Annotated in this window: 9 protein-coding genes; 5 read left to right on the forward strand and 4 right to left on the reverse strand. The window is 73.0% G+C overall.

Annotation, left to right across the window (positions count from 1 at the left end; genetic code table 11):
- Positions 1-19 precede the first annotated feature (19 nt).
- The gene (locus AAC134_RS06500; protein ID WP_339948257.1) at positions 20-1,543 is read left to right on the forward strand and encodes an AMP-binding protein; all 1,524 of its coding nucleotides are present in this window, start codon (positions 20-22) and stop codon (positions 1,541-1,543) included.
- A gap of 95 nt (positions 1,544-1,638) precedes the next feature.
- The gene (locus AAC134_RS06505; protein WP_339948258.1) at positions 1,639-2,340 is read left to right on the forward strand and encodes an enoyl-CoA hydratase/isomerase family protein; all 702 of its coding nucleotides are present in this window, start codon (positions 1,639-1,641) and stop codon (positions 2,338-2,340) included.
- A 391-nt stretch (positions 2,341-2,731) separates the two neighbouring features.
- Here the strand turns inward: AAC134_RS06505 and AAC134_RS06510 are convergent, their stop codons facing one another.
- On the reverse strand, positions 2,732-7,723 hold the full coding sequence (locus AAC134_RS06510) for a DUF4347 domain-containing protein (protein ID WP_339948259.1): 4,992 nt from the start codon (positions 7,721-7,723) through the stop codon (positions 2,732-2,734).
- 253 nt (positions 7,724-7,976) lie between these two features.
- On the opposite strand from AAC134_RS06510, the gene AAC134_RS06515 reads away from it, so the two are divergent.
- A complete protein-coding gene (locus AAC134_RS06515; protein ID WP_339948260.1) occupies positions 7,977-8,462 on the forward strand; it encodes a DUF411 domain-containing protein in 486 nt (161 codons plus the stop codon).
- Positions 8,463-8,600: 138 nt separating this feature from the next.
- Here AAC134_RS06515 and AAC134_RS06520 read toward each other — a convergent pair whose 3' ends face one another.
- Both AAC134_RS06520 and AAC134_RS06525 read right to left on the reverse strand, forming a co-directional pair.
- Positions 8,601-9,344: a hypothetical protein gene (locus AAC134_RS06520; RefSeq protein WP_339948261.1), complete on the reverse strand. Its 744-nt coding sequence runs from the start codon at positions 9,342-9,344 to the stop codon at positions 8,601-8,603.
- 49 nt (positions 9,345-9,393) lie between these two features.
- On the reverse strand, positions 9,394-10,230 hold the full coding sequence (locus AAC134_RS06525) for an N-acetylmuramidase domain-containing protein (RefSeq protein WP_339948262.1): 837 nt from the start codon (positions 10,228-10,230) through the stop codon (positions 9,394-9,396).
- A 301-nt stretch (positions 10,231-10,531) separates the two neighbouring features.
- On the opposite strand from AAC134_RS06525, the gene AAC134_RS06530 reads away from it, so the two are divergent.
- Positions 10,532-11,914, forward strand: a complete 1,383-nt coding sequence (locus tag AAC134_RS06530) for a sigma-54 dependent transcriptional regulator (RefSeq protein ID WP_339948263.1) — start codon at positions 10,532-10,534, stop codon at positions 11,912-11,914.
- A gap of 28 nt (positions 11,915-11,942) precedes the next feature.
- On the opposite strand, the gene AAC134_RS06535 is transcribed toward AAC134_RS06530, so the two are convergent.
- On the reverse strand, positions 11,943-13,454 hold the full coding sequence (locus AAC134_RS06535) for a class I adenylate-forming enzyme family protein (protein WP_339948264.1): 1,512 nt from the start codon (positions 13,452-13,454) through the stop codon (positions 11,943-11,945).
- Between the two features lie 234 nt (positions 13,455-13,688).
- On the opposite strand from AAC134_RS06535, the gene AAC134_RS06540 reads away from it, so the two are divergent.
- Entirely contained in the window at positions 13,689-14,651 is a 963-nt protein-coding gene (locus AAC134_RS06540; protein ID WP_339948265.1) for a TAXI family TRAP transporter solute-binding subunit, read from the forward strand.
- The last annotated feature ends 131 nt before the right edge of the window (positions 14,652-14,782 follow it).

Here is a 14,782-nt window from a genome sequence, read left to right on the forward strand (position 1 = left end):
TGGGCAAGGGAGGAGCGGCGTGGACGGATCCGTGACGATCGCCGAGCGGCGCGTAGGCAACGACGAAATTCTGGAACAGGCGCGCCGGATCGCCGCCGCCCTGAAGACTGCCGGCGTGGACTACAGCGAAGCCATCAACCTGTTGATGCGAAACGATATCGAGTTCGTGACCTGCATGGTCGCGGCGAACCTGGTGGGCGCGGTCGCGACCCCGGTCAACTGGCACTTCTCGGCCGAGGACATCGCCTACATCATCAACGACAGCGGCGCGCGCGTGTTGATCGCGCATTCGGACCTGTGGCACGCCCAGGGCGAGGCGGTGCGTCCCCTGCTGACCCGCGAGGTCGAGGTCGTGCTGGTCGAGACGCCGACCTATCTGCGCGCGCCCTACCGCGTCGCCGACGAAGACTGCCGGTTGCGCGCGGGCGAGGTCTCGCTGAGCGACTGGGCCGGGCGGTTCGCGCCGTTCACCGACGACGCCAAGGTCAAGCCGACCGCGATGGTCTACACCTCAGGCACCACCGGCAAGCCCAAGGGCGTGAAGCGCGCCTCGGCGGTCAGCGTCAGCCTCAAGAACCACCACAACGCCTATGTCCACGGCATGCGCTGCCTGCTGGCCGCGCCGCTCTACCACTCCGCGCCGCTGTCGACCGCGGACGGAACCTGGGCCGTGGACGGGCACCTGATCCTGGTTCCGCGCTTCGAGCCGGAGGCCTATCTCGCGCTGCTCGAGGCGCACCGCATCACCCACAGCTTCATGGTGCCGACCATGTTCGTGCGGCTGCTCAAGCTGCCCGAGGAGGCGCGCCGCAAGCGCGACCTCTCGGCGATCGAGCACATCATCCACGGCGGCGCCCCCTGTGCGCGCGACGTGAAGATGAAGATGATCGAGTGGCTGGGCCCGGTGCTCTACGAGCTCTACGGCGGCACCGAGACCGGGATCGTCACCTACGCCACCTCGAAGGACTTCCTCGAGCATCCGGGCTCGGTCGGCGCGCCGGTGCCGGGCGCGATCGTGAAGATCCTGGGCGAGGACGGCGCGGAGCTTCCCGCCGGCGAGGTCGGCGAGATCTATTGCCGCCATTCGGGCTATCCCGACTTCACCTACCAGAACCGCCACGAGGAGCGGCTGGCGATGGAGCGCGACGGGCTGCTGTCGCTGGGCGACGTCGGCTATCTGGACGCGGAGGGCTACCTCTACATCACCGACCGCAAGCGCGACATGATCATCTCGGGGGGCAGCAACATCTACTGCACGATGGTCGAGGCGCCGTTCCTCGACCACCCCGACGTCCTCGACTGCGCCGCCTTCGGGATCCCGCACGAGGAGCTGGGCGAGAGCCTGGCGCTCGCGGTCGAGGCGCGCCCCGGCTCGCCGCTCGACGCCGCCGCGCTGACCGCATTCGGCAAGGGACGGCTGAGCGGCTTCATGGTGCCCAAGGAGTTCATCTTCATGAGCGAGCTGCCGCGCGACCCGTCGGGCAAGATCTACAAGCGCAAGCTGCGCGACCCCTACTGGGCCGACGCCGACCGCCAGATCTGAGGCGGCCCATCGGCTGTCTCGGCCGTCTTGTCGCGCCGCCGCCGCCTCTCGTGTCGGCGGCGGCGCGGCCCCCCCTCCTGTCGAAAGATCATCAGATGAGCGACCTTCTCCTGACCCAAGAGGACGGGATCCTCTGGGCGTCGATCAACCGTGCCGAGCGGGGCGGCTCGATCTCCCGCGCGCTTGCCGACGCCTATGTCGCGGCCGTTTCGCGCGTCCGCGAGGACTCCACCCTCAAGGGCCTGATCTGGACGAGCGAGTCGCCCCGGGTGTTCTCGGGCGGCGTCGACCTCAAGACGCCCGAGGGCATGGCCGAGGCCGAGGTCGGCCCCTATCGCATCGCCATCGTGCGCGACATGCTGGACGCCACCACCGCCTGCCCGCGGCCGATCGTGACGATGGCGCGGGGCAGGATGCTGGGCCTCGCGTTCATGAACGCCCTGCTGACCGACCGGATCGTGGCCGACGAGACCGCGAGCTTCCAGCTCCCCGAGGTCCGCATCGGCATCGCCTCGCCCTTCGCCGCGGCCATCGTCGAGAGCACGACCAGCAAGGGTCTCGCCTACGACATCTGCATGTCGGCCCGCGCCGTTCCCGCGCGTGAGCTGGAGCGGCGCGGCGGCCCCTGCACCCTGGTCCCGGCCGACCAGCTGCGCGAGGCGGCCGTCGAGCGCCTCGAAACCCTCGCCGCGATGCCCGCCGAGGCCTTTGGCTACATGAAGCGCTGGTTCATGTCCTCGCGCCTCGAGGCGATGACCGCCGCGCTCGACCATTCCCGGATCCCCTCGCGCGGCTGAGCCCGCCCGATCCCCGCCGCCACATCAAGGCGCGCGGGTTCACCGAAGCCGCCCGCGCCATCCCTGGCGCGCAGCGCAGGGCAGGGCAGCGCCGAAGATCATCCTCGCGGGGGGGGCGAGGCTTGCAGGACTTGCGGATGTCGCGCTCCCCCCGCACACGGATCCCTCCGTGCAGGGCGCGAAAGCCGATCGCGACGGCATGTGTCCGCCCCGGATCGCGTGCAATCGGACGGGTCCGTTGCAGCCGGCCTGTCCGTCGGCGAGGCAGTCCGGGCCTATCCCCGGGTCGTTCTCGCCCGTGGGAAGGTTGACTGTGCGGTCAGGCACGGGGGCGGGGCCGCCGCCGCCCTGCGCTCTGACCGGGATCACCCGGCTTCGGCGCCTGATCCGATCACACCAGCCCGAAGTCCGAGGCGGAGAGCTCCGACAGCTCGAGCCCCCGCAACAGGATCTCTCCCGCATCGCCGAGATCCACGAGCACGCCTCGGGGCGCCTGGGAGGCCAACGCAAGGAGGTCGGCGCCCGTGTCGAGGTCGAGGCCGCCGATGTCGGCCGCCACCTCGATCCGATCGAGGCCGGCGATGAAGTCGACGATCACGTCCCGGCCCGACGCGGCCTCGAAGCGGAAGACGTCGGGCCCCTCTCCGCCAATCAGCCGGTCGGAGCCGAGCCCGCCGTCGAGCATGTCGGCGCCCTCGCCGCCCGAGAGCCGGTCCGAGCCGCGGCCGCCCTGCAGGGCGTCGTCGCCCTCGCCGCCCGCCAGCCGGTCGTCCCCGGCGTTGCCGCGAAGGGCGTCGGCGCCCGATTTCCCTCGCAGAACGTCGGCGCCCTCGCCGCCCAGGGCATGGTCGTCGCCGCGCCCGCCCGCGAGCTTGTCGCCGCCCTCGCCGCCCTCGAGCCGGTCGTCGCCGCCCGAGCCGCGCATCGCGTCGGCCCCGCGGCCGCCGAGCAGAAGGTCGTCGCCCCAGCCGCCGCCCAGGTTGTCGTGTCCGGCGCCGCCGACCACCAGGTCGTCGCCTGCCTCGCCCGTCGCCGCGTCGCGGCCGGCGCCGCCTCGCACGACGTCCGCGCCCGCGCCGCCGAAGACGATATCGTCGCCCTCGCCGCCGAAGACACGGTCGTCCCCCCCGCGGGAGCCGACGGTGTCGTCGCCGCCGCCGCCGTACAGCCGGTCGTCGCCGGCGCCGAGCACGATATGCTGGATCGCCGAGTCGGCCGTCACGAACTGCTCGCCGCGACCGCCGGTCAGGGTTGCGGCGCCGGAGACGGCGACGAACTCGATGTCGCGCAGGATCAGGTTTGCGCCCCCGGTCGTGCGCAGGTCCAGGGTCACCGCGGTCATCCCGCCGCCGAAGCCGCCGGCGATCGCCATCGGCTCGATGGGCGCCGCGGTCGCGATCGTCGGCGTCAGGGTCCGCACGGTCAGCGGCGTCGAGCCGGGCAGGCTCGACAGCCAGCGGGCGCCCAGCGTCTCGAGCTCCGCGCGCTCGGACTCCGAGGCGCCTGCGCCGATCGACTGCTGCAACGCGCCGCCGGCGCCCGAGGCGGGGCCCGCCAGCCGGGGCCCGACCGACTGGATGCCGAAACCTTCGGGCAACTGGGCGCGCAGGACCGGCGCGCCGGTCTCGTCATAGGCCACGGGGATGCCCGCGCGCCCGACGTTGCCCGAGGAATCCACCCGCGTGTCGGTGACGATCGGCGCGGTGATGACCTCGATCGCGTCGGGGCCCGAGCCGAGCGCCACGGTGGTCACCTGCAGCCCGTCGATGGTCTCGGCCGCGGAGCCGGTGGTCGCGTTCGTCGCGCTCAGCGCGATCGCGCCCGCCGCGTTGCCCGCGAGATCGATCAGCGAGGCGCCGGCGGCCTCGGGGTCCCAGCCCACGCTCACCGCCTCGCCCTCGGCGACGGGGGCGGCGAGGGTCAGGAGCAGCGGCCCTCCGCTGCCGCCAGACACCGCCAGCACCGGGATCGCCTGGCCGTCGGCGACGACCGAGAACCCGGCCGGCCCGCCAGGAACGACGTCCTCGTCGAGCTGGATCGAGACGCTGAAGCCGTCGGCCTCGGCCAGCGTGGCGACCGGGCCGGTGCGGTCGAGCGTCAGCGCCCGCGTCAGGGTGGTCGCGGTTCCCAGCGTGTCGGTCAGCGTGACCGAGAGCGTGGCCGCGCCGTCGGCCAGCCCCGCAAGGTCGAGGGCCGAGAAGCCGGCGCTCCACTGCCCGCCGCTCACCGCGCCCGCGACCGTGGCCCCGCCGAGGGTGGCGGTGAGGGTGGCGATGCCGGTTGCGTCGGTGGCGGCGCCGCCGACCGTGAGCCCGGCGGCGGTCTCGGCCGCGTCGATCACGTCGTCGCCGGCCACCACGCCGATGGATGCGGTCGGGCCGCTGCGATCGAGGAGGAAGGTCTGGTCGCCGATCCGCGCCGCATCGAGGTAGGCGCCGGGCCCGGCCTGGATGCTGCCGTCGTTGAGCAGGTTCAGGCCCAGCGCGCCCTCGAGCCCGGTCACGTCGACCGCGACGCGCCAGACATCGCCCGCGCCCGCGTCGGTGACCGACAGGATCGAGGCGCCGACCGCGGCCGCGCCCGTCAGCGCGAAGTCGGTGGCGTCCACGCCGGTCACGGCCTGGTCGAAGCGGGCCTCGAAGGTCACCGTCGCGACGTTGGCGGCCTCGGCCGCGCCGTCGGCCCGCAGGATCGAGAGAGCCTCGGGGGGGACCTCGTCGTCGACCACACCCACCGCGATGGTGTTCGAGGCGAGGCTGACGCGCGTGCCCGCGAAGGTCAGCGTCGCGGTCTCGGCCGCATCCTCGAGCGCGATGTCGTCGAGCCCGGTCAGGGTCAGCGTCTTGCTGGTCTCGCCCGCCTGGAAGGTCAGCGCGGTCCCCGATAGCTGGTAGTCGACGTCCAGCGTCGCGGTCCCGGAGGCCGAGTCGAGCTCGACGGTCGGCGCCTTCTCCGAGGCGCCCGAGAGCGTGACGGTCAGCGTCGCGACGCCCCCGGCCTCGTCCACCGAGGCGGGATCGACCGAGAGGGTGGCGACCGGCTCGTCCTCGTCGTCCACGATCGTGAAGCCGGTCTGCTGGTGTCCGTCGTCGGAGGCGTTGGCGACCGAGTCGACGTCGATCGTGACGACCTGGTCGAACTCGTCGATCGCGTCGTCGATCACACTCAGCGTCACGGTCCCGGTCAGCGAGCCGGCGGGGATCGTGATGCTGGTCGAGGACAGCGTGTAGTCGACGCCCGGCGTCGCGTCCCCGCCGATCAGGAGAACCGCGGTCACGTCCCGGCCCGACACCGCGTCGAGCGTCGCGGTGAGGGTTCCCACGCCGCCCGACTCGGCGAGACTGGCCTGGTCGACCGAGAGCGTCAGCGCCGGGGTGGGGTCGTTGTCGACCACGTCGATGTCGATGGACTGGACGCCGGTCTCGGTCCCGTTGGTCACGCTGGCGATGGCGAGCGTCGCGGTCTCGGTCGCCTCGTCCATAGTGTCGTTCACCGCGTTCAGCGTGGTCGCGCCCGAAAGCGAGCCCGCCGGGATCACGATGGTCGCCGCCGTGAGGTGGACGTCCTCGCTCGCCCCCGTGACCTCGAGCACCACCGTCACGTCCTGGCCCGAGAGGGCGTCGATCGTGGCGGTCACCGTGAGGCCCGGGCCCCCTTCGATCAGCGTGGCGGTCGAGGTCGCGAGGCTCACGCCCGGCGCGGGGTCGCCGTCGACCAGGGTCAGGGTGGCGCGCTGGTCGCCGTCCTCGGTCGCGTTGGCGACCGAGGCGATGTCGATGGACAGCGTCTCGTCGGCCTCGTCGATGCCGTCGGCCAGCGCCGACACCGTGACGCCGGCCGAAAGCTGGCCGGCCGGGATCACGATCGTCGTGGCCGAGATCGTGTAGTCGGCCCCCGTCGCGGTCCCCGCCGCGCCCGCCGTCAGCGTCACCGTCACGTCGAGCGGCGAGACCTGGTCGAGCGTCGCGGTGACGGTCGCGTCCGAGCCCTCGGTCTGCGAGCCCGGCGCGACCGAGAGGGAGACCAGCTCCCCCGGCGCGTGGATGTCGACGCGGGCCGGGGCGGCCATCAGGTTGCCCGCGACGTCGGCGGCGACGACATAGAGGTCGTAGTCCGTCCCCGGCGTCAGGCCGGAGAGGTTCAGCGAGGTGTCGAAGGGCGCCGAGGCCAGCGTCTGCGAGCCGGAGACACCCGCCGCCGCGCCCGCCGCGTCCTGCCCGTTGGAAACCTGCAGCGCGCTGGGCGCCGCGGCGCCGTCGGCGACCATCACCCAGTAGACGGTCGCGGCCTCGTCCACATCGACCGAGACGGTCGCCGAGGTCGGGGTGTGGGCGGTGGCGGCGGGGGCGGCGTCGAACGCGGGCGGGGTGGCGTCCAGCGGCGCGCCCACCAGGTCGGCGAGCGCCATGCCGTGCATGCGCAGGTCCTGGATGAATACGGAAAACGTATCGGTGTAGGTGACGGTGAAAGACGTGATGTCGTTGAAGACCGTCTCGTCGATGTCGATCACCAACGTCCCGGCGTAATTCGTGGCGATCGAGGCGTTCTGGACGACGCCGACGCCATTGGAAACGGCGCTGAACACGATGTCGAAGGAGTCCTCGACAGTCGAAACCGTGAACGAATCCAGGTCGAAGGAGATCAGATCGTCCCCGTCGGCCGTCCAGGTGACCGAGACGGTAGAGCCCGAAGCCGGATAGCCGAAGAGCGAATCGGCCTGCTGAACGATGGCGCCGCCCGTGGACGTCGTGACGGTGAAGCCGTCGACCGTCGAGCCATTGCTGTTGCCGGCGAGATAGGCGCCGCCGAAGCTCTGGCTGGCGGAGGGCAGGGCCAGCCTCCCGCCCCAGGCCTGCGCCGCGACGAGGTCGAAGGGCGCAGGCGTGCGGATCGGGCCGGTGGACACCTCGAGGTCCCAGTCGCCGTCCTGGCCGGTGACGTCGTCCGAGCCCGCGACGCTCGCCCCCGTCGCCCTGGCCAGCGCGGCGAGCAGGACGCCGCCGTCGGCGCCGGTCTCGCAGCTCCAGACCAGCAGTTCGGCCTCAGGGGCCAGCGCCGCGCCGATCCGCGCCAGCTCGACCCCGCGGCTGGCGACCGCCGCGAGGTCCAGAGTGAGGGCGCCCAGCCGGATCTCCCCCGGTGCGCCATGGGCGATCAGGTGCAGCGCGTCGATCCCGCGCCGCCCCTCCGTCCAGGCGGCGAGATGGGCAAGCCCGTCTCCGGTCCGGGGCAGCGTCACGATGCCGACGCCCGGATGCAGCGCCTGCGCCAATCTCTCCCACCCCGCCACGGAGACGTCGATCACGGCCACTTCGATGCGACCGCCGAGAAGCGAGGGGGCGGCCGCCCGGAGGTGGCCGCAGCGGAGAGAAATGGGGGTCATGTCGGGACGATCCGTGACTGGCGAAGGGCGCTGCGCGAAGCCTTAGATTCGCATCCCTTAAGAAGGCGTTGCCTCGCCCCGCGCCCCCGCGCGGCGCGATCTGCGGGCGCGCCCGATCCCGGCGCGGCCGCCCGGGGCGCCGACGCTTTCGTGACCGCCCGGGCAGGCGCCGGCGTTGACCTTCCAGCAGGGGGAAGCCGTATCGAGCGGCGGCGCCCGGACGATCCCGGCGCCGTGAGCAAGGGAGCCCGCCATGACCGCCACCCGCCTTTCGCGCCGCCGCGTCCTTCACGCCGGAGCGCTCGGCCTCCTCGCCGCGGCGTTGGGCCCGGCCGCGCGCGCGCTCGCCGTCCCCCAGGCGATGCAGGTGCTCAAGGACCCGGCCTGCGGGTGCTGCGAGGCCTGGGTCGAGATCCTGCGCGCGGCCGGGTTCGAGATCGCGGTCGAGACGCTCGGCCCCGCGGCGCTGATGCGCCGCAAGATCGCGCTGGGCGTGCCGCAGGCGGCGGTCTCGTGCCACACGGGCCTGGTCGAGGGATATGTCGTCGAAGGTCACGTGCCCGCCCAGGACATCCGCCGCCTGTTGGCCGAGCGGCCGGACGCGGTCGGGCTGGCCGTGCCGGGGATGCCCTGGGGCTCGCCGGGGATGGGGCCCGAGACGGAGCGCGAGGCCTTTGACGTGCTGCTGATCGGGCGCGACGGCGGGCTGTCGCCCTGGACCCGCTACCCGGCGGCCTGACGCGCGCGAGGGCGGATCGCGACCGGAACGCGGAGGGTCGGCGCCGCGGCCCGAAGCGGCGCCGCCCCTCGGGCGGAGCGGGGGCGGGGAGGGATGCGCGGGCCCTCGATCGGGCCCGGCGCAGGGGGCTCAAGGGCCTCAGGCGGGGGCGGCGGACATCCGGCGGCGGAAGGCGCCCAGGCTCTCGCGGTTGAGATCGTCGTCGTCGCCTTCGAAGGCGTCGCGCATCGCCTCGATCGCCTCGGGCGCGTGGCGGGCCACGCTGTTTGCCACGCCGCCCGCCAGACCCGAGGCCACGGTCTTGGCGGCCTGGCCCTGAAGCTCCTGAAAGCGGTTGGTGAGGCTCTCGAGCTGCTGGCTCTTCTGCTGGGACCCGCGCGAGGAGCCGAACTCGAAGTCGAAGGCCGAACCGACATTGCGCGCGAACATCCCGCCGATGCCGGTGAGGAATCCGAAGATCGCGCCGGTGAACTCGTTCGCCTGGCCATAGGCGTTCAGCAGCACCAGCGCGCCGGCGATGACGATGATCGCCCCGAAGGCCATGGCCAGCATCACGTTGGCGCGGGTGTTGCCGTCCTCGCTTATCTGGCGGATCTCGATGTCGCGGGCGCGGGCGTCCTTGCGGTCGCCCAGAAACGCCTCCAGCTCGGCCTGCTCGATGGCCTGGAGCTGGGTGCGCATCTGCATGAACAGGGCGGGATCGGCCTCGATCATCGCCTGCACGCGCTCGACCTTCTCGGGCGTGTCGGGAGCGATGCCGGCCACCCGCTCGACCGCCGCGGAGACGGCCTGGGTGACCTCGCCGGCCCGGTTCGAGCCGGTGACGACCCGGGCGAGCGCGGGCGCGAGGGAGGTGAGAAGGGGAAGGACCACGGGGAGCATCGGCGCCTCCTTGGCTGAGGCTGGAGGAGAAAGAGAGGGGGCGGCGCGATCAGATGACCGCGCGCGCCTCCTTGCCGCCCAGCGCGTAGTAGACGGCCTGCACGGCCTGCATCAGGACGGGGGTGGGCTGGCCGGTCTCGGGCAGGCGGCACTCGGCCTGGAAGCGGCGGATGGCGCCGGCGGTCCGGGGGCCCATCAGCCCGTCGGCGTCGCCCGCGTCCGCGCCCAGGAAGTTCAGCGCCACCTGCAGGTCGCGCACCGTCTCGACCCGGAAGCCGGCGCCGGCCGCCTGGGAATGGCGGCGATAGGCGGCGGCCATCTTCTCGTCGTACTTGTTGCGGGCGTAGGCGGGCCCGTTGTAGCCCCGCGCGAAGGCCGCCCAGTCCCGCGCCCGCAGCGCGCGATCGAGGCGGTTGCGCTTCACGAAGGCCACGAAGGCGTCGAGCTGGGCCTCCTCGGAGGCGCACATCGCCTCGACGAAATCCTCGACCGTCCGGAACCCGCAGGTTTGCGCGTTGAAGCCCATGATCTGGAACTTGCCCCAGGAGGCGGACTCCAGCGCCGCCGCCCGATCGAGCTCGATGGCCCGGGACAGGCGGTCATATTCCGCCGCCCCTCCCTGGTAGCCCCCCGGCGAGGGGTTGGAGATCTCGCCATGCCCGGCGTCATGCGCGTTGCGGGTGGTGCGCGAGAAGATGTGCCGCTCGAACAGGATCGGCGGGCGGCCGTCGGGCAGGAAGGCGGCGCCGCGGGACTCGACCTCGGCCACCGCCTTGACCGCCGCAACCTCGCAGCCAAGCGCCTCGGCGGCCTCGATATAGGGCCGGTCGTCGGAGATCGGCTCGGCCTCCCCGACGAAGGCGAGCGGGTTCGCGTCTTCGGGCATGGCGTTCGGTCCCCTGTGCGTAGCGAAAAGGCGGGCGGCGGGCGCGAGACGTTACGATGGAATCAATTAAAATCATATGAACTGGACTTGGGACTGTGAGTTTTGTCACTGCAAGAGCTTGTTGGTTAAAGAAACCTTACGCAGATGGAGGTGGCCTTCATCTTTGTGAAACGAAGGTTCACAACCTGTTTACATGCCCGCCTACAGAGTGCCGGTCGCCCGCCCTGCGCGGGACTCGCCGGAGCGGGGAGGGCGAAACCTGAAGATGCGGCGCGCTGGCCGTCGCACGGGGAGGGGTTGCATGACGTCGCCGGCCTATCGACCGAGGCTGGTCCTTGTGGATCGCGACGACCGCCGCCGCGCCCGTCTCGAGGCGCTGGGCCGGGAGCTTGGGCTGCGCTGCGCGCCGCTCCGCGCGGTGGCCGAGGCGCCGGCCGGCGGCGATCCGCGCGCCTGTCTCGTGATCAGCGTCGGCCCGGCCGAGGCCGGGGCGCTGGCCCAGCTGCGGGCGGCCTCGCCCCGGGCGCGGCTGATCGTGGCCGGGGCCGACCGCGGCCAGGCCGCGGCGGTGCAGGCGCTGCGCGCGGGGGCCGACGATTTCGTCTCGCTGGCCGGAGGGGACGCGGATCTCGCCGCCAGGGTGACCTACCACCTGGCCGAGCTGCGCGGCGAGCGGGCGGGCGAGGCCGACCTCGAGGCCGACGCCGAGGCCGAGCGCTGCGGCCTGGTCGGCGCCAGCCGCGCCATCGCCGAGCTGCGCGCCTTCCTGCGCCGGGTGGCCGCGAGCGAGGCGACCGCCCTGATCGCCGGCGAGACCGGGGCGGGCAAGGAATGCGCCGCGCTGATGCTGCACCGCTGCTCGCGCCGCGCCGCGGGCCCGCTGGTGGCGCTGAACTGCGCCGCGATCCCCGACGAGCTCGTCGAGGGGGAGCTGTTCGGCCACGTCCGCGGCGCCTTCTCGGGCGCGGTGCGCGACCACCCCGGCAAGATGCGCCTCGCCGATGGGGGTACGCTGTTTCTCGACGAGGTGGGGGACCTGTCGGCCGCCGCCCAGGCCAAGCTGCTGCGCGCGATCGAGACGCGCGAGGTCCATGCGCTCGGCGCCCGCGCCCCCTCGCGCTTCGACGCGCGGGTGATCGCGGCGACCAACCGGGATCTTTCGGCCGAGGTCGCGGCGGGGCGGTTTCGGGAGGACCTCTATTACCGCCTCGCCGTCGCGCGCATCCGGGTGCCGCCCCTGCGTGAGCGTCGCGAGGACGTGGCCCCGCTCGCCCGCCTGCTGCTGTCGCGGATGCCCTCGGCCCCGCGTCTGGCCGAGGCCGCGGCCGCCGCGCTCTCGGCCCACGACTGGCCCGGCAACGCGCGCGAGCTGCGCAACGCCCTCGAGGTGGCCGCCATCGGCCGCGAGGGCGGCGAGATCCGCCTCGCCGACCTGCCCCCCGGCCTGCGCCCGCCCGGCTGGGTGGGCGAGGGGGCCGGCGGCTGGCAGGCGCCCGACCTCGCAGCTTCCCTGGCCGACCCCGACCTCGCCCCCCCCGCCGCCAGCGAGCGCGCGGCCCTCGAGGCGGCCCTGCGCCGGGCGGGCGGCAACAAGGCCGCCGCGGCCCGGGCGCTGAACTGCTCGCGCATGACGCTTTACCGGCGCATGGCGCGGCACGGGATGGGGGAGGGGCCGGGCGCCTGAGCCTGCGTCGGGCGCCCCCGGTTCCGCGTCAGCCGCCGGTTTCGGCCGCCAGCCGCGCCACTTCGGCCTTCACCACCTTGCCGCCGGAGTTCTTCGGCAGCGCCTCCATCACGAACCAGCGCGAGGGGACCTTGTAGCGGGCGAGCGTCGTGCGGCAGGCGCTCTCGATCCCGGCGAGCGCGTCGGCGCCGGCCTCGGCGGCGGCGGCGGGACGCAGGACCAGCGCGGCGGCGACCTCTTCGCCCAACTGGGCGTGGGGCAGGGGGAAGACGCAGGCCTCGGCGACCTCGGGCAGCCCCTGCAGGGTCTGCTCGATCTCCAGCGGATAGATGTTCACACCGCCGCGCAGGATCATGTCCTTGGCCCGGCCGCGCAGGGTCAGATAGCCGCCCGCGTCCAGCGAGCCGAGGTCGCCGGGGTAGAACCAGCCCTCGTGGAAGGCCTTGGCGCTCGCCTCCGCGTCGCGGAAGAAGCTGTCGGCGACGCCGGGCCCGCGATAGCGCACCTGGCCGGTCTCGCCGGCGGGGAGGGGGGCGTGATCCTCGCCCACCACCTGCACCTCGACCCGGAACGAGGGGCGTCCGACCGAGGCCGGCCGCGCCTGCTGGTCGGCGGGATGCAGGACCGAGACGCCGCCGCCCTCGGTCGAGGCGTAGTACTCGAAATAGTTGGGGGTGAGCGTCGCGCGGACCCTCGCCCGCTCCTCGGCGTGGAGCGGCGCGCCCGACGAGATCAGCAGCCGCAGGCCGCGCAGCTTCGCCCGGTCGTCCTCGGGCAGATCCAGCAGGCGGCGCAGCAGGGTGGGCACCAGGAACACCGCCGTCGTGCCGGTGCGCGCGATCTCCTCGGCCAGGCCCTCGGGCGTATAGGGCGGCGCGTAGAGCGCCAGCGTCGAGCCGAGCACGATCTGCGACATCGAGAAGGTGCGCCCGCCGCCGAAATAGAGGGGCGTGGCGGTCATGAACCGGTCGTAGGCGTTGAAGGTCAGCGAGACGGTCTGCGACATGAACCGCGCATACATCTGCTGATGGGTCACCATCGGTCCCGTGGGCCGCCCGGTGGTGCCCGAGGACAGCGAGACCAGCAGCGGAAGGTCCGGACCCATGACGAGCGGCGCCTCGTCGGGGCAGGCGGCCACCGCGGCGTCCCACTCGGGGCCGACGCGCAGCACCGTCTCCTCGCCCGCAGGGGGCAGGGGGGCGTCGGCCAGCACCACGCGGGGCTTGAAGAAGGCGGCCATGCGCGTCCGCTCGACCTCGCTCCAGCGGGCGTCCATCGGCAGCGCCATGGCCCCGAGACGGGCGAGCGCGAACAGCACGAACAGGGTGCGCGGCCGGTCCTCGAGGCAGACGCCGGCCAGGTCCCCGCGGCGAATTCCCATGTCGCGCAGATGGTTGGCGGTGCGGCGCACCTCGGCGGCGAACTCGGCGTGCGACCAGGTCCGCGGGCCGTGGATCAGCGCCGGGTGGCCGCCGCGCGTGGTGGCGTGAATGTCGAGGATTCCCGCGATGTTGCCCGAGGGATCGCCTGCGTCGCTCATGCCGCTCCTCCGGGACGCGGCGGCGGCGCGGGCGGGCGGCGCGGCGGCGTCCTGTATCATGGATGGGTCCAAAGATGACTTATCATTGACACAGGTTCCGGGGCTCGGCAACATCGTCCAGACAAAAGGGGCCGAACCGGGTCTGAATTGTCCGACCGAGTCGGCGCGAGCCTCCCGCAGGCGGCGCGCGCCCCCGCCACCGGACCGACAGGGATCAAGAAGATGATGAAGGCGATGAAACTCACGGCGGCCGCGGCCGCGCTGGCGACCGCGATGGGCGCCGCGCCCGCATGGGCGCAGGACACGTTCGTGCGCATCGGCTCGGGCGTCGCGGGCACCTATCCGATCGTGGGCGCCAAGATCGCCGACCTGATCAACGCCAACATCGAGGGCGTGCACGCCACAACCGTCGCCGGCGGCACCGAGGCGAACTTCGCCCTGATGGCCCAGGGCGAGGTGGACCTGCTGCTGACCTACAGCTTCCTCACCCCCATCGTGGCGCGCGGCGAGGGCAGCCTCGGCGTGCCCACCCCGCAGGCCCGCCACCTGATGACCCTCTACGGCGCGCTGTTCCAGCCGGCGGCCACGAAGGGCTCGGGCATCGCCTCGCTGGCCGAGGTGGACGACGGCGAATACCGGGTCTGGGGCGCCAACCGCACCTCGATCTTCTACCCGATGATCGTGGCGGCGCTCGAGGCGGCCGGCACCTCCTTCGAGGCCATCGAGAACGCCGGCGGCGTGATCGAGGAGATCGGCTATGGCGACGAGGCCGGCGCCATGCAGGACGGGCGCCTGGACGTCGGCTTCTTCTCGGGCCCGGCGCCCTACTCGCTGCTGATGCAGGTCGAGAACGAGCCGGGCATCGTGCTGCTGGGCCTCTCGGACGACGAGATCGCGAAATACGCCGAGATCCTGCCCGGCGTCTCGGCCGGCACGGTGCCCGCCGGCACCTACGCGGGGCAGGAGGCGGACGTGACCGTGCCCTATGTCTCCAACGAGCTGGTGGTCTCGGCCGACCTCGACGAGGAGCTGGTCTACAAGATCACCAAGGTGCTGGTGGACAACCACAAGGAGTTCCACGGCCTGTTCGCCGGCGCCGACGAGATCGCGCCCGCGATCATGCTGCGCAACGCCGCGGTGGACGTGCACCCCGGCGCGGCGCGCTACTACGACGAGGCCGGCATCGCCGCCGACTGACGCGCGAGGCGAGGGCGAGGGCGGCGGGCCGCGCGCCGGCGGCGGCCGTCCTCCGGCCCGGGCCGCGCGCGCGGGGATCCTCCCGCCCTCGCCCGCGACGGTTCGCGCCCCGCCGCGCCGGACCGCCCCGA

Origin of the sequence: uncultured Albimonas sp. (assembly GCF_963977235.1) — a bacterium.
Classification (GTDB): Bacteria; Pseudomonadota; Alphaproteobacteria; order Rhodobacterales; family Rhodobacteraceae; genus Albimonas.